Below are 24,450 nucleotides of genomic sequence, written 5' to 3'. Positions count from 1 at the left end.
ATACAAATTATTTACAAACCTCAATAGAGTCATGCATCTGTAAATAAATGCAACAAAAATCGTTTTTTTGCAAATCTTATTTTTAATGAAAATTAAATATTTTTGTTAAGCAGGCGATCGCAGATTGAAGCGGTAAATATCAATTCTGCGGTTCAACAAGCGATGACGCTGCTAACAATTCCAGAGCTTCTAATCCGGTTATAGTAGCCATTGACGCTGAGAATTGCATTTTATTTTAAATAAAATAGGTCAGCAGGCTTCTGGTTATAAAACAGCACCAAAAGCCCTGAATCGATTTATTGAAGAAATAAAACAAATTGTTGACAGTTTATCATTAACAATAAACAAAACTGCGACATTGAAATTTACTATCTTCCAGAATGCTTGGTTTTATCGCTGTCCAATGTGAAGAAATATTTCGCCAACAGTGTCTTCTCTAGCACTACCCCTAATTAAGCGGATCGAAGCGTTGCAAGATGAGAGCTATCAGCACCACTGGGAAACCTACACCTATACAAATGAGGGCTTGGGTAAACGTCAAAGGTGTTGTGTCAAACACTTGATTCATCATGCCCCACTGACTGAACAAACATTGTAAAATCACCACACCTACAATTCCGATCGCCGGAGCATAAACGACTGATGTGCTTTTTCCTTGAATTCTGGCAAACACAGAGGGGAGAAACTGGGTGATACTTAGGAGGTAAAAAACTTCTGCTGCTACCAGTCCATTAATTGCCATCGTTCGAGCCAACGCTTCATTGCCTGTAGTTTGCAGTACCGATTGAAACATCCCAAAAATCACCACCCAATTAAACACAGAAATCGCCACGATCCGCTGAACTAAACTACCTGATAAAAGCTTTTCGTTGGGGTTACGTGGTGGTTGTTGCATCACCTGTCCAGATTTTGGCTCAAAAGCGAGGGGAGCAATCAACGCTACTGAACTGACCATGTTGAGCCAGAGGATTTGGATCGGCAAGATGGGAAGAACAGTTGCTAGGAGGATGCCAATCAAAATTGTCATGGATTCTCCAACGTTGATCGGTAGCATGAAAGCGATCGCCTTCCGCAAGTTTCGGTAAACTGCACGCCCTTCTTCCACAGCAGCTTCAATTGAGGCAAAATTGTCATCAGTCAGGAGCATATCAGCTGATTCTTTAGCAACGTCTGATCCTGCTATGCCCATCGCTACACCAATATCTGCTTGCTTGAGAGCTGGAGCATCGTTTACTCCATCTCCAGTCATCGCTACAATTTCACCCTTTGACTGCAAGGCTTTCACCAAACGCAACTTTTGTTCTGGAGCAACTCGCGCAAATACCATGCTTAACTCTGCTGCTTGCGCTAGTTCCTGCTCATCCATCTGAGCTAATTGCTGCCCAGTGAATACCTGTTCTTGTGCCGAGCAAATTCCGATCTGGCGGGCGATCGCAAATGCTGTTAGTGCATGGTCACCAGTGATCATCTTCACCTTAATTCCTGCCTCTTGACAGGCACGGATGGCGGCGATCGCTTCTTGGCGCGGTGGATCAATCATCCCTTGGAGTCCCAGCAACACCAGCGAATCCTCAATATCAGTGTGATCCAAAGATTGTCGATTTGCTGTCATTTCTTTTCTGGCAAAGGCGAGTACCCGTAACCCCTGCTCTGCCATGCGTTCAACTTCTTGTTCTACTGCGGCAGGATTGACAGGAGTAAGCTGTCCTTGGGGATCGAGCATTTGCTCTGCCCGCTTGAGAACCGCCTCTACAGAACCTTTGATATAAATAACATTCACCCCTGCTTTTGCATCCAATTCATGCAAAGTTGCCATGTACTGATATTGGGATTCAAAGGGAATGGTGTCTATCCTGGGCATCTCCTGCTCAAGGGTAGCTTGCGTAAACCCCGCTTTTTGGGCGACTGCAATCAATGCTCCCTCGGTTGGAGTTCCTACCACGCTCCACTGTCCGTCTCGCCATTCAATGTGAGAATCATTGCAGAGTAGTCCCGCTTCTAGGCATTCTCGGAGAGCAACATATCTATCTCCATTGGGATCAACAGATTTTTGATCCATCAAAATTTCCCCGTCTGGAGCGTAACCAATCCCATTGACACTGTATTTTTGCTTACCCGCATAAATCGCTTGAACCGTCATCTGATTTTCCGTCAATGTCCCAGTTTTGTCAGAACAGATAACAGTTGTACTTCCCAAAGCTTCAACAGCAGGCAGCTTGCGAATAATCGCGTGACGCCGTGCCATTCGGGAAACGCCGATCGCCAAAGTGACTGTGACGATCGCAGGCAATCCTTCTGGAATCGCGCTGACAACCAGAGCTACACTCGCTTTGAAAACATTAATCAAAGATCCACCCTGTCCTAATCCGACAGCAAATGTCAGGGCTGCCAACCCTAAGATGACGTAAAGTAGGGTTTTACTGAACTTGTCAATTTTTCGCGTCAGTGGTGTTTTTAACCCGGTACTGCCTTGAATTAACTGCGAAATTCGACCCGTTTCCGTGGCATCTGCGATCGCCACGACAATTCCTTCTCCTTGTCCAAAGGTGACGAAACTTCCTGTATATGCCATATTGCTTCGTTCGGCTAACGGTGTCTCGACATCCAACAAATGGGTTACTTTCTCCACCGGAACGGATTCGCCTGTTAAGGCAGATTCGTCAACTTGCAACCCACGCACACTTAACAACCGCAGATCCGCAGGCACTTTATCCCCAGATGCCAGCAGTACCAAGTCACCCGGAACAAGCTCAGTCGAAGCCAGACGAGTTTTTTGACCATTGCGAATCACAGTTGCTTCGGTAGTGACAGCTTTGGATAGAGCAGCGATCGCCCCTTCTGCTTTCGATTCTTGAATGTAGCCAATTATGACATTAATCAGTGTGACAGCAAAAATTACGCCTGCATCTATCCAATCTTGAAGCAGCAGCGTCACTACTCCCGCCGTTAGCAAAATATATAGTAGTGGTTGATTAAATTGCTCTAGAAATCGTAGCCAAGGACTTTTTCCACCCTTACCAGTCAGTTGATTTGCACCCATCTGTTGATGCCGCGTCGCAGCTTCTTCATGGGTCAAACCTGCTTCTGGATGACTGGCTAACGTTTTTACAATCTGCTGTTCAGCCAGAGTATGCCATTCATAGTTCTCTAAATCTTTTGTTGTCTGGGGAAAAGAATTTTTTGCGATCGTATTTGTTGCCATCTCCGTCTCCAAATTAAAATAACCGTTTTCTTGAAAGCGTTATTTATGAAAATCTTTTGCTAAGTTCATAAACACGCCACTCTCGCACACCCCAGTAACGGAGAATTGATTCTACTTGCCGGATTTCATCCACTGTTCCCTCTACCTTCACCAAAAATTCTTCTGGGGATGTGGATGGGTGATAAAGTCTAACTTGCCTTTCGGGAGCAAACCAACCTTGAAACGCACCATATACACTGCCAAAGATCGCACTCCCTCCACCCGCCAGCAGCGTAGCCAGCACAGATTCAACCGCTAACGCCGGCCCGAAACCGGGAATAACTAATACGCCAAGTCCGGCTGTGAGTGCCAAGAATCCTCCGGTTGTTCCTCCTGTAATTGCGCCTGCTTTGGCACCTTCGATCGGAGTTATGGGATGTTTATCTGCATTAGCATCCTCGTGCAATTGGTGTTCAGAGTCTGTAGCGAATACAGAAATTTTCTGCATCGGAAAGTCAATTGCTCTGAGTTCATCAACTACCTGTGTTGCAGCCTCACGGGTAGAAATGATGCCGATACCATGTTTAACTTGATTGAAATTCATTTGAGCGCAACATCTCCTCTAAAAATAAGTAAGTTTAAAACTCAGCGTTAGCAATCTCAAAGTAGTAAAAAACTATAGTTTGCAGTGTGAGCAGGAATCGTGGAGTAAGAACGACTGCCATAAACAAGAGCAATAAAATTTGTCGGATTTACTACACAGTTCCCTCATACCCTTGTATTCCAGGATTACTGATGAATGTGAACGAAAAGTGATTAAACCAATTTGCAATGACGCTCAAGGTCTGGCTAACGCTGCGCTAACGCAATGACACTTGTAAAGGTTGCGCTAATGCAATTACGTTTTATAAGTAGGTAAATATAATTAATTAGATAGCTTTATGATTGAGCCGTTAGCAAGCGATCGCGTTCGGTTCATTCAGCAAGAATCTTTCCACGGCTTACTGCTGCCTCTGCTGGCTCGTCGATTAAATATCGATGTTCACCAAGGGTTTGAAGCCATGAACCAAACATTGAAAACCAAAGCGGAACGCATCGCTCAAATCAGGACTAATCAATTTTCAAAGTAATTGTATTGTGATTTTCAGTATTTGTGTTAAATTTAGCAAGGTTGGATATTCGCAAAAACTATTGATTTCCGCTGTTGATCCTGCGGCGGCATATTCTTAAAGGTCACCGTATGTGCCTTGAATTCGCTTTTGTTGCTTTCAGGGTTATCGCCTGGGCAGTAAGTTGGAATATCTTGCGAGTGTCCAACCTTCCTATGTAATTTTGATGAGCATGGGTACTATTAATTTAAGTCTAACAGAAGAAGAATTAAAAGAACGCTTTTCTCAACTAAAAACACGTAAACATATCGCTAGTTTGTTGGAAATTAGTGATTATCAGTTAAGATATCATTTATACATTTATCCTCGTGACAAGGCGTACACAACATTTCAAATACCGAAAAAAACGGGGGAATATAGAACTATTTCTGTTCCGCATACATGCTTAAAAATTATTCAGCGAAAGCTAAATCAAGTTTTGAAATGTGTATATCAACCTAAACCTTCAACGCAGGGCTTTGTTACTGGTAAGAGTATCGTGACAAATGCTAAACAACATCTTCGACAGCGTTATGTTCTAAATTTAGATATTAAAGATTTTTTCTCTTCTATCAATTTTGGTAGAGTTCGCGGTCTTTTCATGGCATCTCCATATAATTGTACAGAGGAAATTGCAACAGTATTAGCTCAAATATGTTGTCATGAAAATAAGCTACCGCAGGGTGCTCCGACATCGCCAATTGTCTCAAATATGATTTCAGCTAGGTTGGATTCTCAGCTACAACGTCTTGCGAAAAAGTATCACTGTATTTATACGAGGTATGCTGATGACATCACATTTTCAACTTCTAGACCAAAATTTCCTGGACATTTAGCTTGGTTTTCAGAAGAAGCAGAAAAGTTAATTCTAAGTGATGATCTCAAAAAAACAATTGAGGATAATGGCTTTATTGTTAATGAATCTAAATCGAGATTATACAGTAAATATAGACATCAAGAAGTTACTGGTATAACAGTTAATAAAAAACTTAATGTAAAACGTAAATATATTCGTCAAATTCGTGCAATGCTTCATGCTTGGGAAAAATATGGGCTTGATAATGCTCAAGCTGAATTTTGGAAGCAATTTGATAATAAATCTTCCTATCAAAAAAAACAAAAATCATTTCAATATATTCTTAAAAGTAAGATTGAGTTTGTTGGCACAGTTAGAGGTAAAGACGACCAAATATACTTAAACTTTTTAAGATGGTTGAAACGACTTGCCCCTGAATTAGTGAGTGATGAAAAACTGAATGTTTATAATTTATGGGAAAATCAAAATAAATCTTCTATCAAAGCTACTATATGGACTGAAGGTAAGACTGATATAAAACATCTCAATTCTGCTCTAAAATGGTTAGAACATCAAGGTAAAAAATTTGACTTCCAAATTGAGTTGAAAGATGATTTAGATCCGCAAAAACAAGGTAGCAGCGAATTGCTGGCAATGTGTAAACAATTATGTAAGACAAAACACCAGCAACCTATGATTGCAATTTTTGATAGAGACGAACCTACTATAACTAGACAGATAGATGATGAGAGTTTAGGATTTAAAGATTGGAAAAATGGAATGTATTCGTTTGCCTTACCAATTCCTCAACATCGTTGCGATCACAAAGAAATATGTATTGAACACTACTATCAAGATAATGAAATCCAAAGACAAGATATTAATGGGCGAAGATTGTTTCTAAGCAATGAATTCCATTCGGAAAGTGGGAGACATCTTAATGATGATTTTACGTGTGTAGATAAAAATAAATTTAAATCTAAGGAATTAAAAATTATAGATCAAGATGTGTTTGATAAAAACAATGAGAAAGTAGCACTAAGTAAAAACGACTTTGCTGATAATATATTCAATAAAAAAGAAAAATTTGATAATTTTGAATTCGGGGCTTTTGAAGAAGTATTTATAATTATAGAAAAGATTGTTAAATATTACGCAGAAGAATTACGAAAATAAAATTATAAGCAGCATTAATTACAGAAAGCCTGCTTGTTAGGAGTTTTACGGTTGTTGACAGGCGGGCTTTGTTACTTTTTTATTTCCTCCTAGCCTGAAATACCATCAATATTAGTCCACAACTTCATAGCGTACTAACTTTCTAACATCCTGACGAGGTAGCCCTAGTTCTTCGGCAATTGTCGCTTCTATCTGGCTAAATTCTATCGTTGGAAGTTCTAATTCCAATCGCTTCAGGATGGGGTCTGCTGTTTCCACTTCAACCTGAGTAATTTTCTGAGTTCGATTGACAGCAGCGTTAATCAGCAATACGTTGACTGATAGCCGTGCTTCCAGTTGGGTATCTGACTGAAGTTTTGTCTCTGTAGAGTAGGATTGGCTTAACTGTTGAGCAGCCAGGAAACTACAACTCAGCCAAAACACAACCGCCACCAGTGGCAGAGGCAACCAAAACTCTAATCCCAGTCCTCGCAGCCAACTTTTGCTAATCCGCCACACACTACACTTGCCTCTGATTTTGCCAGGTTATACTTACAGCTATTTTCAGGTAAATATACCATGCGGTAGGGGCACAGCATTGCTGTGCCCTTACGACAGATGTGGTTCAAATACTTGAATTCTGCTGTAATCACACATTCATTCTGACTGATGAAAGAAGTTCACATTACTTGAATGCATTATTATTAATAAGCTCAATTGCACAAAGGTGATGAGAATCTTACTGGTCGAGGATGATCCGAAGCAATTAATGCCGCTGCAAACGGTTCTCTCCCAGGCTGGACACAACGTTGATGGTGTCAAGGATGGTGAAACCGCTCAATGGCTTTTGGCTGAAAAAGAATATGACTTGTTGATTTTGGATTGGATGTTACCTCGGATTAGTGGGGTAAGTCTGTGTCAACAATATCGGGCTGCCGGGAAAACCGCTCCCGTCTTAATGATTACAGCCAAAGATACCACACCTGATAAAATAACTGGATTAGATGCAGGAGCAGATGATTATCTAGTCAAACCAATTGATATTATGGAGTTCATGGCACGGGTGCGGGCATTGGGGAGGCGATCGCCTCTTTGGCAAGGAGACACCCTCCGCTTGGCAGACCTGGAACTTCATCTCGACACGCTGATTTTGGAGCGACTTGGAGCAACTGTCTCGCTTTCTAGCCAGGAATTTCAGTTGCTAGAATACTTCATGCGTCATCCCCGCCAAATCCTCACTCGTAACCAGATTGAGCAAGCTGTATGGGAGTGGGGTACAGAGCCAGAGAGCAATGCAATCACCGTTCTAGTTCGTAAACTTCGCCAACGTTTGCAAATATTAGCAGTAGCCGATTGGATTGAAACTGTCTATGGTATGGGCTATCGCCTCAACCCTCCAGAAGCATCTTGAGATTTAATAATTCTGGCTTGGAGAATTCTTCGGTCTCGTTCCCAGTCTCTGACTGGGAATGCCTAATGGGAGGCTCCGCCTCAAGACTGGCGGCACCGCAATGAGGTGCATTTCCAGCCTCTGGCTGGAAACGAGGTTTTAAAGGAGTATTTATTTTGCTTAAGTTGACACCAATAGGCACTGCCGTGCGCCTACACCTGGCGATATAATGTTGTACCGCATCTGAATGGGAACCGCTATAAGAATTACGAATTACGAATTAGCATAAATTGTGTTTAACCGCAGTCGTCGTAACTTAGCTCGTTGGTTTACCCTTTCAATGGGGTGCATTCTCATTCTCTTTGCTGGGGTAATTTATCACCTTGAGGTTAAAGACAAGCTCAAAGCATTAGATCAACTGCTTTATAAAAGAGCAGAGTTAATGGCAGCCAGTTCGCAGTATCGACTACACCAGGGACACAAACAAGTCGATCTGAGCAATATACCACTATTGGGTAGTGGTTCTCATCCCGCTGATATTGAACTAGTCTATGTTCGCTGGTATGACCCAAATGGCAAACTCAAGCGGTTTTTTGGTAGTCCACCTCTAGAACAGTTACAAACGGCATCTGGGTTTCTCACGATTAAGTCCGTTGACCCATTTACAGACAAACTGCTTTGGCTGCGTCAAGTCACCCTGCCTGTTCAAGGAGGAAATTCGGTCATCGGTTATCTACAAGTTGCTATCCCGCTGACAGAAACTCAAAACGATCTCAGACAATTTCAGTTAATGTTGACGCTGGCTGTACCTGTAGCATTGGGGTTAATTGGACTTACAGGTTGGGTACTCGGTGGCATAGCCATGCAGCCTGTTCAGCAAGCCTATAACCAACTGCAACGCTTTACATCAGATGCTTCTCATGAGTTGCGATCGCCCCTGTCTGCGATTTTAACCAATGCCCAAGTCGGGCTACTAATGGCGGCAGACCGTCCCCAGATCCATCCCTCACTGGAGAATATCATCGATAGCGCAAAGTTGATGAGTACCTTAGTTAATAACCTACTGCTATTGGCTCGGCATCAAGGACAATTAACTCCAGAATCTCTCAAAAAGGTAAATCTGAATAGCTTGCTGGAGAATTTAGTTGTTCATTACACTACTGTTGCTGCAAAAGAGTCGCTCAACTTGATCAGCCATTTACCAGAACAACAAATTGAGTTGTGGGCTGACCCCGATTTGCTGCGCCAAGCAGTCGAAAACTTGCTCAACAACGCCTGCAAATATACTCCGTCTGGGGGAACAGTCTGGTTACGCTTAGAACCTCACTCAGATCGAGTCGTGATTCAGGTGATCGATACCGGAATTGGCATTCCAGAGGCAGATTTACCTCACATTTTTGATCGCTTCTACCGAGTTGATACAGAACGGGCAAGAGAAAACGGCGGATTTGGGTTAGGATTGGCGATCGCTCAACAAATTGTCCAGGCTCATGGCGGTCACATTTATGTAATGAGCAATGAAGGTAAAGGCTCGACGTTCCAGATAAAATTACCGCTTAGGAGCCATTCTTAAATCACCTTTTCACCGACGACTATAGTACTATCTCTATAAGAGAATCTGCGATCGCTGACAAGATTCTCACATTGAATGGTAGTGGCGATCGCAATGTCATGTCTGCCAGAATGCTGCACAAAATCGCTTCACATTCAGTTTTTTCAACCCATGATCACTAACTACTAACCAAACAGTTATTACTAAAATTCAAACGCTGGTTGTCAAAATTTGAACGTTTGCAGCTAATGCAAGAGCATTTATAATAAATGTTTAAGCGTTTGCAGCAATTGTATAAGTAATTGCTCCAAATGCTTCATACTTTGCAGCTAATGCAAGAGCATTCATAATAAATGTTTAAGCGTTTGCAGCAATTGTATAAGTAATTGCTCCAAATGCTTCATACTTTGCAACAAATGCTCTGCCATCTATAAGTATTGCTTAAATCAGTGCAGCAATCATTGCATTAAGCTTATGAATGCATTTAATACGAGATGGCGGGTGGTGCGCGGCGCAAGAACAACAATAGGCGACACTTAACGGGCAATTCAAGACTCACCAATCCTAAGCCAAGCAATTCTGCCCAGCTTTTATCTGCAAATGGATCTATGAATGGGGCATCCCTCATAAACGTAGGTTAAAGAAATGTCATCCAGCAACTAGCGCAGCACACATCATAGTTTGCTAATTGCTGGATGAATTGCTGCGTGTTCAATAATCTCAGAAATCTTAACAATTTTCTGTTGATGTTTCACAAGCGCCAATACTCACCCAGCTGCTAGAACCATCTTGCCAATGCTCTTTTTTCCAAATCGGGGCATTATGTTTAAGACTATCAATAGCATACTGGCAAGCTTCAAACGCCTCCCTCCGATGAGGACAACCCACCGCGACTAAAACGCTAATTTCTCCAACTTGCAAACGTCCGGTGCGATGATGAATCACTACCCGATTCACATTAGACGTAGATAAGCGAATATCAGCAGCAATTTGATAAAATATCTGCAATGCCATCGGTTCGTAAGCTTGATACTCTAGAGCAACCACAGGTTTACCATCAGTTTGATTGCGAACCACGCCACTCATCATAACCACAGCACCGTTGGCTGGATCGTCAGACTTGGCATAGATTTCTTCAAGAGACAATGGTGCAAAGCTAATGGCAAAACTATCTTCGGCTCTTGGTTTAACAGCAGAGGCAAGTGTAGTCGTCATAACTGCGTTGATATTATGTAGGCTTTTTCTATTGTCTCTGAACAAAACGCTACTGGTGTATATGTATTTGCTCTTGCTAATGCTTTTCCAATAGATTAGACCACAAATTGTCAGGTAGGCATTACCCACAAAAGCCTATGTGATGCACATTTGAGATATTGGTGGCAATGCCCAACGCCAATTGCTCTAGTTAATGAATTCCAAGCCTTTTTACCCAAACCCTAGACAACACAAGAATTATTGAAAACCCTATATCCAATTATTAATCAATAGTATAATCTGCATTATCTAGACGATCGCAGTCATATCTACCTTTAATCTCTTGATTGAAAAAGCTGCCAACTGAGTCAGAGGAATGTAAATCTTCCCAAGTATCCTCGTCTACGCCTAAGTACTGATAAACAGATCCACTTTGAAACTCAACTTGCAAAATATGTTCGTTGCGATCGTAGCCTACAGCCATAGCCATTGAAGAGACAACTGGTAGCATGACAATTGGTTCTTCTTCAAAGGGTAGTGCGGTCGTTTCAGCGATAGCTTCGTTCAGTTCTTGCAATCCTTCATAAGCTTGTATCGGTGCCGGAATTTCCAAAAACTCTAGTTCGTCGCCTTGATCGAGCAACAACTGCAAGTATCCATCACAGTGAGCGATCGCTACTAAACTGCTCAAGTCTACCTTAGATAGCTTCATTTATTTTGTGTTGTCCTGTTTGCGTAGTCGGGAGTGTTAAAGTTTTATGCAACACTTAAGTGCTTTGATAGTACAAATATACTATCAAAGCACTTCGCTGTCAAGTTTTTTCACTAAACGATAATTTGAGGTGTGTACACGGTAGCCAACTCAGAGAGGGAAAGATTTCAACTAAAGTTCAAATCAGGGAGAGGTTAATCGAACTCACGTGTATTAGTCTATTGGCTTGCGACCAAAGGTATAAAAAGTTGTGATATCGTTCCAAATGCCTTCTTGTGTCACTAATACTGCCAATTCTGCTTCAAATTCCGCCTCAAGTTTCTCCAACTGCCCAGATGAGAGTTGCTTCATGGGATGTGGAAATTGTCCCGGTGCTGGATGAGAACCTCCAGACCACATCTGCTTTGCCTGTTGTAAGCTAATATAACTACCGTCTTGCTCAGACTTAATTTCAATCGCCTCAAACCCTGCTGTTTTTAGTAGGTCATGGCACTTTTCAATAGTGCCTGTCGGTTTACTGAATGCAAGTGAAACGCCATACTTTTGGGCAACTTTTTGCATAGTTACCCCTCCCACAAAAGCGGTGTCTGCGAATGCATGAAAGCCAATTAGCCCACCAGGTTTGAGCAATTGATGCCAATGGCATAATGCCGCAGAAACGTCAGCCATCCAAATCAGGGCTGAGGAACATAGGATAACATCAAAACTGTGGGCTGGAAAGTTCAGTTTCTCAGCATCCGCAAGTACAAGCTCAATATTATTCAGCCCCAACGCCTCAATCTTGCGTTTTGCCTGCTCAAGCATCCCAGTTGAAATGTCCACTCCCACAACTCGACCTGCAAAACCGATAAGCTGTGCTGCTTCAATCGCCACCATCCCTGTCCCCGTTGCAATGTCTAAAACATGCTGTCCTTGGCTAATTTGTGCATGTTCAACCAGACGATGAGCAATTCGAGGATGCCAATCGCCCTGATCATAAGTTTGACCTCTGCAACTGTATAGATCCGCAATTTGTTGCTTGTATTCATTTAGATCAAGTTGTTGATTCATAATTATCTTCCACACAGTGTTTTTAGCCTTACATTTACATAATGCTAGAAAACTAATTTAGTATTCTAAGAGGTAAATAACATGTCACAACAGACCTTTATTCAAATTGACCTTGAGCGATGCCTACGGCGGGCTACGCCTACGCTAGACATTAACAATGCAAGCCGACGCATTGGCATTGCAGGGTATTGCCAAATTTAATTCGCTATAAATTAATGAAATGCTGTACTTAGTTGTGTAACCAAAACCCTTGTAGAGACAGAAAATTTTACGTATATACATTAACGATTCATACCAGTATTGAGCAATGCAAAAGCGATCGCTCTATTTATTGTTGTGAATTGTGATTTACTGCCCAAAGCAGTAGCAACACCATTTTGGTTGTAAAACAATTTACCCCTTGCCAACAGCATCAAAAGATAAGTAATAATCGAGTAACATCCAGATTCAGGAGTTGCAGCATGACGCACAAGGCAGACGACACAGCCAACAAACACTTCAGTTCAGGTGCTAACGAACACAAAGAGAAAGCTTCTCGAAATCAAGTGATCACGGTTCCATTACCAGACCCGATTGCAAAAAATATTGAAGCGATTAGTTTACTTCATAGCCAGGAAGTTCGAGATATTCCCGCCCACCAGCGGATACTAGAAGCGATCGCGACATTCTTTGGGCGATCGACATTTATGTATAGTTTGCTAGTCATACTGGCTCTGTGGATTTTTGGCAGTTTTTTTGATGGCTTTTTGCCATTCAACCTGCCCGCGTTTAGCTGGTCAGGTCAAGGCTTAGACGCAGCTGCATTGGTGATTTCAACCGGAGTGCTGGTGCGACAAACTCGCCAAGAAAACTTTGCCGAACAGCGGGCGCAACTGATGCTACAGCTTAACTTGCTCTCTGAGCAAAAAATAGCCAAGATTATTGCTCTATTAGAAGAACTCCGTAACGATTTGCCTGATGTGATCAATCGGCATGATTCGGAAGCTGAATCGATGCGGCAAGCTGCTGACCCGATCGCAGTATTAGAAGCACTCCAGAAAAACCTGGCTGAAGAACTGTCATCCACAGAAGAAAACAATATGAGTTGATCACAGTTTTTAGTGGACTTTTTTTCTATTTAGAAACATCAAACAAAACTTCAAGTATAATTTTCGTGGGAAGAATAAAAATTCATCGTATATTTGACTAGAGGGATACAAATGGCTCAATTGAATGGTGTAATGATGCAGTACTTCCATTGGTATATCCCTCCAGATGGCAATCTTTGGAATGAGTTCAAACAGAAAGTCCAAGAGTTAGCTGATGCAGGTGTTACATCTGTTTGGCTACCCCCAGCTTATAAAGGAATAGGGGGTAGCTCTGATGTCGGCTACGGGGTCTACGATATGTATGATCTAGGCGAGTTTGACCAGAAAGGCTCGGTTCGGACAAAGTACGGCACAAAAGACGAATATATCGCTGCTGTCAAGGCGGCAAAAGCTGCTGGCGTTCGAGTGTATGCTGATGTTGTCTTGAACCACAAATTAGGTGCAGACGTAGAAGAAGAGGTGGAAGCAACGCCCTATAGTCCAGACGATCGCAACCAGGCGATCGGTGAGATGCAAAAGATTAAAGTGTGGACTCACTTTACCTTCCCAGGTCGCCAAGGCAAATACTCCGATATGGAATGGCACTGGTGGCATTTCGACGCAGTTGATTACAATATTTACAACGAAGGTGAGAACGCAGTTTATCTGTTTAAAGATAAACATTTTGACGACAACGTTGACCTGGAAAAAGGCGCTTTCGACTATCTCATGGGATGCGATCTGGATATGGAAAGTCCAGAAGTTCGCGAGGAGTTGAATCGCTGGGGTGAGTGGTTTGTAGAAACCACTGGTATAGATGGCTTTCGTTTTGATGCCGTTAAACACGTTAGAGCTGGCTTTTTCCCAGAATGGCTGATTCACTGTCGCCAAAAGGCAGGTCGCGATCTGTTTGCCGTTGGTGAATATTGGTCTTATGAAGTTGAAGCGCTCCACCATTTCCTTAACATTACCGAAGGCAATGTGATGTTGTTTGATGCGCCATTGCACTATAACTTTAGCGCTGCCAGCACACAAGGCAGTGACTACGATATGCGGCAGATATTTGATAACACTTTGGTGCAACAACAACCTACTTTAGCCGTCACCTTAGTAGAGAATCATGATTCTCAACCCTTGCAGTCGTTGGAGTCTGTAGTAGAAAGCTGGTTTAAACCGTTGGCTTATGCGTTGATCCTACTGCGAAGTGAGGGTTATCCCTGTATCTTCTATGCGGATTACTATGGTGCTAATTACAAGGATAAAGCCCCAGATGGTAATGAGTATGAGATTTGGCTCGATAGCCATCAATGGATAATTGATAAATTTTTGTACGCTCGTCAAACCTATGCCTATGGCGACCAATACGATTACTTCGACCACGCTAATACAATCGGCTGGACACGCTTAGGAGATGAAGAACACCCCGGCGGTATGGCGGTTGTTCTGAGTAATGGGGGAGAGGGGACTAAGTGGATGGAAGTTGGGCAACCCAACAGCACTTACATTGACATCACTGAACATATTAGTGAACCCGTCACAACGAATAATGAGGGCTGGGCTGATTTTCGATGCAGTGCTGGTTCAGTTTCTGTGTGGGTTCCACAGTCGTAGTCGGGGTTTTAGCTTAATCCGTATTCATCCCACGCTTTACCCGCAAGGGGAGCGTGGGATAAATGGTACTGATTAAAACTTTACACGTTAATTGCGATCGCTATGTCCGCGTGCAAATGGCGCAGATGGATTAGCAAGAGCGATCGCAAAATATCAGGACTTACGCAACTGTCACAAGCAATGGCGCGGCTACACCGCGCCGCGCGCCAAGCAACTAGACAATAAACATAGGAATCAGGACTTACGCAAAATCAAGATAAAACGAACCGCATACTCCTACGGAGAAGCAAGCTACGCGCAGCGTCTCGTAGAGAAGGACGCAAAGGACACAAAGGAATAAGAGTTTCAGAGAGTTATTGCGTAAGTCCTGTCTTTATCAAAGTCAATTTTTTAACGAACCGCCATCTCTGCGAGAGGCTTCCGCCAACGCGCAGCGTCTCGTAGAGAAGGGCGCATACTCCTACGGAGAAGCAAGCTAGCAAGAGCGTCTGTCTGCGACACGCTGCGCGAACGTAGAGAAGAACGCAAAGGAAGAGAAGAAAGAGAAGGAAGAAATGCTTAACTGAACTATATTAGACCTCTTGCACAAATGCAAAATTCGCCCACCCTGCGGGAAGCGAGCTACATCCCCCAACCCCTTCTCCCAAAATTGGGAGAAGGGGAGCCAATTTCAAAGTCCCTCTCCCAAGCTTGGGAGAGGGATTTAGGGTGAGGGCTTTTGATTCATGCAAGAAGTCTATTGGCTAATTGCATACTTGCAGCAAATTGCTTAGAAGCGCTGATTCTTGCTGAAACTAGATGATCTACCAGAACAGACTAAAGGGGAAATTTACACTATCCTGTTCAACGTGAGTTCGACGAACCCCTCCCTGTCTGGAACTTTATTTCAAGTCTCTCCCTTTGGGACTCACAGAGGGACGGTTTTGCGTAGTAAAACCTCTTAAAGGTTTTTTGATTCAGTTTACGTTATTCAGATAAATAGGTAGGGTCATCCATGAACAAACTGATTCAGCGGATTAAAGCATTACTCCAACGTATTCTCAAGAGGTTTTCATCCAATTCTGAGCAACCATCGCCCCTAATAAATTCTCGCCCGTTAGACACATCTATCAAGAGTGTTTCTCCCCGATGGGAGTCTGGTTTGGTGCTTGTGTGTTCACAATGTGCAAACGAGCAGTCAGGCTCAACGGCTTCCGAAGAATTAGAGAATTGGTTAAAATCTCGTTTAAAGTTTGAGGGATTATGGGGTGAATTTCGGGTTGTTAGCACCAGTTGTTTAGGCGTTTGTCCCCGGATGGGTATTACTGTCGTTATTGTTAGTAATGGAAGTGCCGGTAATAGTCCATGCTTAATTGTAAATCCCCAGAGCGATCGCGAACTTCTTTATTCACGCATCAAACAGAATAAAGAATGATTTTACAGCTTTGCTAACGCTTAGAGCTTGTTTGAAAATTCATGTCTGAGCGATTACTACTTTAAGCGAGGTATATTTGGCTATAATCCAACTGTAACTTTTACGCCAACCGCAGATAAGGACACTTTTGTAAAAACCCAGATGCCTTGTTATAAGCCTCTAGGTTATGAGTATGTGCTGGCGTCGGTCGAATAATGCCACTAAACAGGTCATCCAACCCGTAAGGAGTAAAAAATTGCCATTGACCTTGTGCATCTAGTCGAACTCCCACAGCAGTAGCAGTGTGCAGCCAATTTGTGATGCCATCCTCTGTACTAGTGTAGGGTCTGCTACCAAGACGCCAACGAGCAAAACTAGCTTGATTTTTGACATCAAACTCGTCATCAGGAAATTGTTCTGTAAGAGTCGCCTTTGCTGCTAGTTCTTGGGAACGATTCCCTTCTATATCAAAGAATGCAATATCAAAATCTTTAATACCTAATCCACAGCCATTGCCAAAAATTGAAGCCCAAACAGTGTTTCTGACTGCACCCCCGGCTAACCACCAGTTAGGTAGATTTAGTTGAGCGATCGCTCTTAATACTGTATCAATAGGTGTATCAGCTAAAATCATCTGTAGACGAGTGTTACTATTCATATCAAATTCCTGGGATTGTCAACTAGAAGGTGAAAATATTATCATTCACATCTCATTAAGCTTACGGTCTTGATAGACCTACTGTGACACTTAGCGGGTCAAGGTTTATTAGGAGAACTTCTGTAGTCATAGTATAAAGAGAACAGGGTTTTACGGAAGGTTAAATTGTGAATTTAGAATTTAAAATTTTTATTTATGGAAGATAGATTTGCGCGGCTAGAACGCACACTCAATCTTGAACTACCTTCCTTAACAGAGTCACAAAAACAACTCTTACAAGAACTCAGTATTGATCAAAATCAACCCGGTACAATTCTGCATGACTTTCAAACTCTGATAGATTTCTTGCAACCAAATGGAGTGGAAGTTAGTAGTGTTAATAACCTTCTCCCACTGAAAGTACTATCAGAACTAAATTCTCAGTTAAGTCACCCAATTGAAACTAAACTCAAACGCCCTGTACAAAAATCATACCCCTACATCAATGGACTATATCTGTTATTACGCAGTTCTGGGATAGCCAAAATTAGATCCCAAGGTAAGAAGGAGGTTTTAGTATTAGACGCAGCCACCTTAGAATCATGGTCAAATCTCAACCCAACAGAACGCTATTTCAACTTATTAGAAGCCTGGTTGATTTGGGGAAATAACGAAATTTTGGGTGAGCATCAAGACTCATTCGGTAATTTATTTAAATGCATTCAACTTTGGCCGCGCGTCCCAGATAAAGGTTTTAAATTTCCTAAATATGAAGATCAACATGATATTAGTTATTACCCTGGTCTGCATAACGTTGCCCTGTTAGAGTTATTTGGATTGTTATCTATTAAGCATGGGAAACCACAAGAAGGCAAGGGGTGGCGCATTGCTAGTTTACAACGCTTGCCCTTTGGTGATGCTCTATTCCAATTACTATTTCCGCTGGGGATACGAGGAGAATTACAGGATGATTTAAATGTAAATTTTGGAAAATTACAGTCACATTTTCAACCATTTTTTGCAGAATGGAAATATAATTTATTTGTTCCAAAGCAAGGCTTCACTGATGGTATTTATATTTTTAAAGTATCTATTTATCAGGCTTGGCGACGTATTGCCATACCAGCGAAAAAACCATTAGGCTGGCTAGCAGAGACAATAATCGATGCTTTTGACTTTGACTACGACCATTTATATGAGTTTAGTTATAAAGACCGTTTTGGTCGCATAATCAAAATTGGTCATCCCTATATGGAAACACCCCCATTTGCCGACCAAGTGCAGATTGGTGATTTGTCTCTAGAACCAGGTACTAAAATGACCTATCTTTATGATTTTGGTGACAACTGGAAATTTGATGTGCAGTTAGAAGCAATTAATCCACCTAATAACAAAATCAAAAAACCAAAGATTTTAGAAGTTTACGGAAATGCACCTCAACAGTATTGGAGTGAGGATGATGAATCGGATGAAGATGAAGAATGAGGGATTTGTAAGTAGTCGATTTTACCCAAGTGGAGTTCAAGCAACATTGGAGAAGCTTATGAGTTAATTGTGTTTCTTACAACCAGCTTCAAGATTGAGATAGCTTTCGCTACAATCAAGCAATATCAATTGTAAGGAGATAAAACCTGTGAATCTTCCATATACTGGAGGTTGTCAATGTGGGCAGATTCGTTACGAAATTCATGCCCAACCGTTAACCCTCTATCTATGCCACTGTAAGGAGTGTCAGAAACAATCTTCTAGTGCCTTTGGAATGTCTCTTACTGTATCACGAGATGCTGTTGTGATTGTTCAGGGAAAACCGAAAGCTTGGACTCGGAAAAATGATAGCGGACGTGAAGTAAATAACCTGTTCTGTGGCGACTGCGGAACGCGATTGTTCCATGAACGGACTTACAACTCAAATACTATCAACGTCAAAGCTGGAACGTTAGATGATACAAGTTGGTTACGCCCAGTGGGTAATATCTGGACACAGAGTGCTCAATCATGGGTGATAATTTCAGACCAATTGCTCAACTATGATGGACAACCAGAGGATGTGCGCCCTTTATGGGAAAAATGGACACAACAGCATCCATAAAGGCACAATTCTCGACATCAGACTACATCCCTGACAGTTAAGCCAAATAGTATAGGTGAGACATTTCCAAGAATGCAATAGCGTACTTGTCCGCCATAGGCATCACCCTGAGTTGCTAATCTAACTCATGACTGTACCAAACAAGAGAATGATAAAATTTGACTGGTAAAGGGCTTTAATAAACATATTAAATTATTTAAAACAGTAATATCACAGTCCTATTTAATTTGTTAAAAAACTAAGTAAATTTGGAGATTATTATTTTCTGTCTCCTATTCCCTGCTTCAACAAGTAAATTCACAACTCATTTAGAATTACTATACATTCGTACTTGTCTAATTCATAGTCTTGAAGTTTCTTACTTTGGTAGGATGGTAAGTGATCAAGTTTTAAAAAGACTTTATATTCAAAGCTTGATTTATCTCATTAATTAAAAAGTAAATAAAAGTATGGGTAAACATAAATTTTCAACTGCTCAAAGAGTAGCTCTTTGGCAAGCCTATAACAAGCGATGTGCTATTTCAGGTGAACCCATATCTTTTGAGCAGTTACATATTGATCATATTCTTCCAGAAAAATTACTAAACAATTCTGAAGAACTAGAACATTTGAAAGCTCATTATGGTTTAAAAGAAAATTTTGATATTAATAGTTACTATAACTGGCTTCCAGTAAGAAGTAGAATTAATTTACAAAAAGGTGGATTAATTTACAGCGAAAGTAATGCAAGATATTATTTAGAAATAGCACAGAGACATTATGAAAAAGTCTTAAAGTATGAACAAAGATTTAATAAGTATATAGCGAAAGAAGAACTGTTGCTTCTATTAAAGGCTGCAATAGAAATAGGTATATTTTCTTCTCAAGAGGCTATTAAATATTTAGAAGGTTTGAGTAATGATGAACAATTTTACCTCCTTAATGAGTTGCATTTTAATGAGCGAATTATAAGTGGTTATATTAATCATAGCTTTTTTGATGACTTGGTAGAATTGTCAGTTGATTTTGGAGCTTCTATTGAGGAAGGTTTAGAGTTAGTTAATAATGCTAAGGAAACAGTTTATATTAAAACTTGTCAAGAATTTTTTGAAGCGAAAAAACTAGGATTTTATGCTCTGACTACTTATGCTATGAAAGTTGAAAGTAAATTTAATCAAACTTGTGATATTGTTGAATCTTTATCTAAGGCCAGAGTCCCGCAAGAAAGTTATATTAGTAATCCTAGAATTGGATTAGTAGATTTAAACTTTTTACCTATTTCTATACTTGCTTCGCTATCATCCTCATCAGAAGATAACGAGGAAAACATAATTGCTATTGCTAGTGGAAAAAGTGTTCAAGATTGGGTTGATGAGGGATTAGTTAAAATTAAAAAAGTAACACAGCACTCTATTCATATAGAACATAATCAAATGGGGCAAATTCTCTCGGAGTTACTACGTGCAGATTTTAACAATGATGGTGTGGAAGATGTTCTTATTTTTAGTTATGCTTATGCAATAAAAGGATCTTTTGGATATGGCAATGTACTGACTATAACAAGACATCACATTAACGAAAAGCTCTTTACATTGTTATAAATTTAATATAATAATATAGCAATTAGGGATTTCCAAATAAATACCCCATCACTGTTGAAGCTGGGGAGGCTGAGGAGGCTAGGGCAGAATAATCAGATAATAATGTTACATGAATAAATTGGATAATTTATTTCTTATAGTTCCCTTATTGTAGAAGCTGGAAACATACTACTACCACAAATAGCAGTCCTATTTCATTTGTAACAAATAAAGAAAATTTATACATCTTTATTTTCTATTCCCTGTTTCACTGCCTTAACGAGTAATTTTACAATTCATTTATAATTGCTATAGTAAACTCAAATTATAAGTTTAGTTTGTATATTATATGGACTTACATACTTGTCTGCAAATCATGTTAATAAAGCTAACATACTATTAATATTTTGCATGAAAACTTACAGGACATTTCTAATCAAGTGATTTAAGTGAAATTCGATAAGTGAGACGATTTTTGTTCATTCTCAACACTTTTAACAGTTATTTCTAGACAAAGTTGATGAAAAACGATACACCACAAGAATTAAACCAAGATCCAGAAATTGGGCGCTTGATTGATCAGGTAATGTCTTCATCTCTGACTGATGAACAGTACCGCAAAAAGATGCAGCGGCGTAAGGAAGTGCAGGATCAGCGAATAGCACAAGCTGTACCAGAAAAAGGGTTAATTATTGTAAATACTGGTAACGGTAAGGGTAAAACTACTGCGGCTTTGGGGATGGTGTTACGATCGCTTGGTCACGGGTATAAAGTAGCGATCGTCCAATTTCTCAAAGGAAGCTGGGAACCTTCTGAAAAAAGGGTTTTCAGCTATTGGGAAGACCAGTTAGAATTTCACGCAATGGGCGAAGGCTTTACCTGGGAAACTCAAGACCGCGATCGCGACCTCGATAAAGCTAGCGCCGCTTGGCAAAAATCATTAGAATATATTCGCAACCCAGACTTCCATTTGGTGTTGTTAGATGAAATTAATATTGCCCTCAAAATGGCTTATTTACCATTAGAGGACGTTTTAGCGGGTTTGGCAGAAAAACCAGCTAACAAGCACGTTATTCTCACAGGTAGAGGCGCACCAGCTGGTTTAATTGAGCGTGCTGACCTCGTAACCGAAATGACCCTAATTAAGCACCCTTTCCGCGATCAAGGCGTTAAGGCGCAACCAGGAATTGAGTATTAAGTTGGAGATTATTTACACATTTGTAATGTGCGGCGATCGCTAGCTGTGATGGAATTTAACTGATAAAAGTCTTGCAGAGCCACTGAGTAAGGATAATTGCTGAACTCATCTTCACTGACTTGAGGCAGTCTACTGCTTGCAGCTACCTGATTCGACTGAGTAGAACTGGCTTCATTTGACGAACCATTAACCGTCATCGCCAACTCTCCTGACTGGTTGAGTGTACCCTGAAAACAATTAAACTCTGAGTTGGGCATATACAATGCACCAGTTACCTTGCCCTGCTGCTTTTCAAATATGATGTAACCTTGACCAACCTGGTTTGGTTTTGGGGATTGGCCATAGAGATAAATCCCATCTTTTACAGGAAAATTCGCTTTTGGTAAAATTTCTGCGCCTTTTGTGGCTTCTTGAGAACCTGGAACCGATGCTGTGGTTGTAGGGAAGGTTTTTCCGCTCTTATGCATAAAAAAATCTCTCTCTCCAGCAGCCCTTTTTAGCTGACTTCTCTGCTCTCTAACTATTCTTAGCTGCGACAATAGAGAGGTTTCGGAGCTTTTCTGAATCTGAGCCGATGATAATGGCGAATCTCTAATCGGTACTACTTGAGTCTGCTTGCCTATAAAGCCCAAACCAAGAAGTAAGCCTAAGCCTGCGAGAGAAATTCCCCACTGACGGGGAGATAAGAACTGATAAAAGTTGTTAAGCACCCTACTTCTCCTGTTAAAAAACTAACTAACTTCTCTATAACTTACTTAAATAATAACCAAGTTTTAATTGTCAAAGACTTTGTTAAACCTCATCTATATTGAGAACCGTAGTTTTTGCCCTCACCCTAAATCCCTCTCCCCCTACTTGGGAGAGGGACTTCTTTCCGGCTCCCCTTCTCCCAATATTGGGAGAAGGGGCTGGGGGATGAGGGTTTTTTCTTTTCATACGGAAAGAACTACAGTTTTCAAGGTGGACGCTGTTTAACGACTTATATTACTATTCTCCAAAAAATAAAACTGTCAAAAATTAAAGTTTTTATTTAATTAACTGTGCGTCCCTATCGCGTCAAATCCAAATATTTTTCCTGGTTGTCAGCATAAAAAAATCGCCCCCTGAATTTAAGAGGCGCGTCACCAAGATGGTGTAGAGACGCGAAATTCCGCGTCTCTAGTTCTAGCTAGCAACGTATTCTTGAACATTGGCACGACGGCGACGCAGATGAGCCAAAGCTTGATGCTCTAACTGGCGGACACGTTCACGGCTGAGATTCAATCTCTCACCCACTTTCGCCAATGACATTTCATTACCATCTTCTAAACCAAAGCGTAGTGCTAAAACTTCTCGCTGTTGCGGGGTTAGTTCTGCTAGCAGGTTATTCAAGTCTTGGCGTAAGAATTCCTGGTTGGTGTAATACTCTGGCGATGGGCCGCCATCTTCGAGCATTTCTTGCAACTCAGTATCCTGGTTATCGCCAACTTTAACATCCAAAGACACTGGTTGACGGGCCATGTTCAGATACTCGCGGATCTGAGCAGGTTCTAGTTCCAGTTCTTTGGCAATTTCGGCTGGAGTGGGCGATCTCCCCAAGGTTTGAGCCAACTCACGCTGTACTTTCTTGATTTTATTCAGTTTCTCGGTAATATGGATCGGTAACCGAATGGTGCGACCTTGTTGGGCGATCGCTCGAGTAATCGCTTGGCGAATCCACCAGTAAGCGTAAGTTGAGAACTTATAACCCCTCATTGGGTCAAATTTCTCCACACCCCGCTCTAATCCTAGTGTTCCTTCCTGGATTAAATCCAGAAATTCCATATTCCGCTTTTGGTACTTCTTGGCAATAGCAACGACCAAGCGCAAATTCGCTTCGATCATTTTTTGCTTTGCCCGCTTACCTTGCGCCACCGTTTGTTGTACCTCAGTTTCCGATTCTTGAACCTGGTCAGCCCACTCTGACATATTCGGTTCGCGGTGCAGCTTCTTCGCCAAAGCTTCCTTGGCGTCGATGAACTTCATCATTTGTTGCACCTGCTTCCCATAGACAATTTCTTGTTCACGGGTTAGCAGTGGTACACGCCCAATTTCCCGCAGATAGGTTCGCACCATATCAGCCGTGAATTTGGTGTTAAGATTTTCCGTTTGGGTGTTGACAGTAGGCATTCGTGTGTTATCCTCTACTCCGTAAACACAATGTATGTTTTTTTACTAAAATTTATTGGAGAAAGGTAGTACATCTATCACGAAATATCGGGAGCTACCAAAAGCAATTATCAATCGATACAGCCGTTGTTAAGACGGCAAGCCCCCAATGATAGGTTCCCCTACCTCCCCTAAATTTTCAATCTCTTATAATAAGCACGCTAGTTGTTTTAGAGAATTCTTCTTTTGGGCAGTTACTGGCAGTTACTGATAGTAACTGGAAAATCCGAAGTCGGTATGAGTTCTAGTTACCTTTATAATACGATAAATCAGGCGGATAGTAAAGTATCTTCAGATAAAGCGTCTAATTATAATTCAAAAGTAATCGTTTGCGAGAATAAATTTAAAATTCCTTGAAATTACTTACTACATCTATAGTGACGCCAAAAACCCCTCTTCTGTTGCCAAACAGTAGCCGGATAACCGAACTTAATTGGCTGTGAGGATGGAGGGATGTTACGAATTGGGGCATTCATTGGGCATTGGAAGAGAATAACTCAAGACTAATGACCAATGAGCAATGGCAAATAA

General features: G+C 41.3%; 22 protein-coding genes. 11 read left to right on the top strand and 11 right to left on the bottom strand.

The window, feature by feature from the left end; all coding sequences use genetic code 11:
- Positions 1-448: 448 nt before the first annotated feature.
- Together Q0541_RS07130 and Q0541_RS07125 are read right to left on the bottom strand one after the other, a co-directional pair.
- Positions 449-3,202 (bottom strand): cation-transporting P-type ATPase, encoded by a 2,754-nt coding sequence (locus Q0541_RS07130; RefSeq protein WP_298907531.1) that lies wholly within the window; start codon positions 3,200-3,202, stop codon positions 449-451.
- Between the two features lie 43 nt (positions 3,203-3,245).
- Entirely contained in the window at positions 3,246-3,785 is a 540-nt protein-coding gene (locus Q0541_RS07125; RefSeq protein ID WP_298907528.1) for a hypothetical protein, read from the bottom strand.
- Positions 3,786-4,122: 337 nt separating this feature from the next.
- Here Q0541_RS07125 and Q0541_RS07120 point away from each other — a divergent pair, with 337 nt between their 5' ends.
- Together Q0541_RS07120 and Q0541_RS07115 are read left to right on the top strand one after the other, a co-directional pair.
- Positions 4,123-4,311: a hypothetical protein gene (locus tag Q0541_RS07120; protein ID WP_298907525.1), complete on the top strand. Its 189-nt coding sequence runs from the start codon at positions 4,123-4,125 to the stop codon at positions 4,309-4,311.
- 211 nt (positions 4,312-4,522) lie between these two features.
- Entirely contained in the window at positions 4,523-6,301 is a 1,779-nt protein-coding gene (locus Q0541_RS07115; RefSeq protein ID WP_298907521.1) for a reverse transcriptase domain-containing protein, read from the top strand.
- Between the two features lie 111 nt (positions 6,302-6,412).
- Here Q0541_RS07115 and Q0541_RS07110 read toward each other — a convergent pair whose 3' ends face one another.
- On the bottom strand, positions 6,413-6,799 hold the full coding sequence (locus Q0541_RS07110; RefSeq protein ID WP_298907519.1) for a hypothetical protein: 387 nt from the start codon (positions 6,797-6,799) through the stop codon (positions 6,413-6,415).
- 211 nt (positions 6,800-7,010) lie between these two features.
- Here Q0541_RS07110 and rppA point away from each other — a divergent pair, with 211 nt between their 5' ends.
- Together rppA and Q0541_RS07100 are read left to right on the top strand one after the other, a co-directional pair.
- Positions 7,011-7,691: a two-component system response regulator RppA gene (gene rppA / locus Q0541_RS07105; protein ID WP_298907517.1), complete on the top strand. Its 681-nt coding sequence runs from the start codon at positions 7,011-7,013 to the stop codon at positions 7,689-7,691.
- A gap of 271 nt (positions 7,692-7,962) precedes the next feature.
- Positions 7,963-9,243 carry a HAMP domain-containing sensor histidine kinase gene (locus Q0541_RS07100; protein WP_298907514.1) on the top strand — a complete coding sequence of 427 codons (1,281 nt, stop codon included), beginning with the start codon at positions 7,963-7,965 and terminating at the stop codon, positions 9,241-9,243.
- On the opposite strand, the gene Q0541_RS07095 is transcribed toward Q0541_RS07100, so the two are convergent.
- The 5 genes from Q0541_RS07095 to Q0541_RS07075 form a co-directional block, all read right to left on the bottom strand.
- Positions 9,240-9,362 (bottom strand): hypothetical protein, encoded by a 123-nt coding sequence (locus Q0541_RS07095; RefSeq protein WP_298907511.1) that lies wholly within the window; start codon positions 9,360-9,362, stop codon positions 9,240-9,242. The two genes, Q0541_RS07100 and Q0541_RS07095, sit on opposite strands and share 4 nt — an antisense overlap.
- A 589-nt stretch (positions 9,363-9,951) precedes the next feature.
- Entirely contained in the window at positions 9,952-10,437 is a 486-nt protein-coding gene (locus Q0541_RS07090) for a molybdenum cofactor biosynthesis protein MoaE (RefSeq protein WP_298907508.1), read from the bottom strand.
- A 262-nt stretch (positions 10,438-10,699) separates the two neighbouring features.
- A complete protein-coding gene (locus tag Q0541_RS07085; protein WP_298907505.1) occupies positions 10,700-11,128 on the bottom strand; it encodes a KTSC domain-containing protein in 429 nt (142 codons plus the stop codon).
- A 213-nt stretch (positions 11,129-11,341) separates the two neighbouring features.
- On the bottom strand, positions 11,342-12,178 hold the full coding sequence (locus Q0541_RS07080) for a methyltransferase domain-containing protein (protein ID WP_298907502.1): 837 nt from the start codon (positions 12,176-12,178) through the stop codon (positions 11,342-11,344).
- Positions 12,179-12,459: 281 nt separating this feature from the next.
- Complete coding sequence (locus Q0541_RS07075; protein ID WP_298907500.1) at positions 12,460-12,648, bottom strand: hypothetical protein; 189 nt, start codon at positions 12,646-12,648, stop codon at positions 12,460-12,462.
- Between Q0541_RS07075 and Q0541_RS07070 the strand changes: the two genes are divergently transcribed.
- From Q0541_RS07070 to Q0541_RS07060, 3 genes are all read left to right on the top strand, one after another.
- A complete protein-coding gene (locus tag Q0541_RS07070; protein ID WP_298907498.1) occupies positions 12,640-13,266 on the top strand; it encodes a DUF1003 domain-containing protein in 627 nt (208 codons plus the stop codon). The genes Q0541_RS07075 and Q0541_RS07070 overlap by 9 nt on opposite strands.
- Positions 13,267-13,377: 111 nt before the next feature.
- The gene (locus Q0541_RS07065) at positions 13,378-14,856 is read left to right on the top strand and encodes an alpha-amylase (RefSeq protein WP_298907495.1); all 1,479 of its coding nucleotides are present in this window, start codon (positions 13,378-13,380) and stop codon (positions 14,854-14,856) included.
- A gap of 994 nt (positions 14,857-15,850) precedes the next feature.
- Positions 15,851-16,270, top strand: coding sequence for a (2Fe-2S) ferredoxin domain-containing protein (locus Q0541_RS07060; RefSeq protein WP_298907492.1), 420 nt, complete (start codon positions 15,851-15,853; stop codon positions 16,268-16,270).
- A 100-nt stretch (positions 16,271-16,370) separates the two neighbouring features.
- On the opposite strand, the gene Q0541_RS07055 is transcribed toward Q0541_RS07060, so the two are convergent.
- Positions 16,371-16,907: a nucleotidyltransferase family protein gene (locus Q0541_RS07055; protein WP_298907488.1), complete on the bottom strand. Its 537-nt coding sequence runs from the start codon at positions 16,905-16,907 to the stop codon at positions 16,371-16,373.
- A 195-nt stretch (positions 16,908-17,102) separates the two neighbouring features.
- Here Q0541_RS07055 and Q0541_RS07050 point away from each other — a divergent pair, with 195 nt between their 5' ends.
- The 4 genes from Q0541_RS07050 to cobO all read left to right on the top strand — a co-directional run bounded on the left by Q0541_RS07050 (position 17,103) and on the right by cobO (position 21,732).
- Positions 17,103-18,371: a plasmid pRiA4b ORF-3 family protein gene (locus Q0541_RS07050; RefSeq protein WP_298907485.1), complete on the top strand. Its 1,269-nt coding sequence runs from the start codon at positions 17,103-17,105 to the stop codon at positions 18,369-18,371.
- 148 nt (positions 18,372-18,519) lie between these two features.
- Positions 18,520-18,975 (top strand): GFA family protein, encoded by a 456-nt coding sequence (locus tag Q0541_RS07045; protein ID WP_298907483.1) that lies wholly within the window; start codon positions 18,520-18,522, stop codon positions 18,973-18,975.
- Positions 18,976-19,424: 449 nt separating this feature from the next.
- Positions 19,425-20,555, top strand: coding sequence for a hypothetical protein (locus Q0541_RS07040; protein ID WP_298907479.1), 1,131 nt, complete (start codon positions 19,425-19,427; stop codon positions 20,553-20,555).
- A gap of 499 nt (positions 20,556-21,054) precedes the next feature.
- Entirely contained in the window at positions 21,055-21,732 is a 678-nt protein-coding gene (gene cobO, locus Q0541_RS07035) for a cob(I)yrinic acid a,c-diamide adenosyltransferase (protein ID WP_298907477.1), read from the top strand.
- An 8-nt stretch (positions 21,733-21,740) separates the two neighbouring features.
- Here the strand turns inward: cobO and Q0541_RS07030 are convergent, their stop codons facing one another.
- Positions 21,741-22,442: a hypothetical protein gene (locus Q0541_RS07030; protein ID WP_298907475.1), complete on the bottom strand. Its 702-nt coding sequence runs from the start codon at positions 22,440-22,442 to the stop codon at positions 21,741-21,743.
- Between the two features lie 454 nt (positions 22,443-22,896).
- Positions 22,897-23,880, bottom strand: a complete 984-nt coding sequence (locus Q0541_RS07025; RefSeq protein ID WP_273769467.1) for an RNA polymerase sigma factor, RpoD/SigA family — start codon at positions 23,878-23,880, stop codon at positions 22,897-22,899.
- Between the last annotated feature and the right edge of the window lie 570 nt (positions 23,881-24,450).

The organism is uncultured Nostoc sp., assembly GCF_937863485.1.
Classification (GTDB): Bacteria; Cyanobacteriota; Cyanobacteriia; order Cyanobacteriales; family Nostocaceae; genus Nostoc.
The sequence above is the reverse complement of the archived record's forward strand: the minus strand, read 5'-3'. Positions and strand labels throughout refer to the sequence as shown.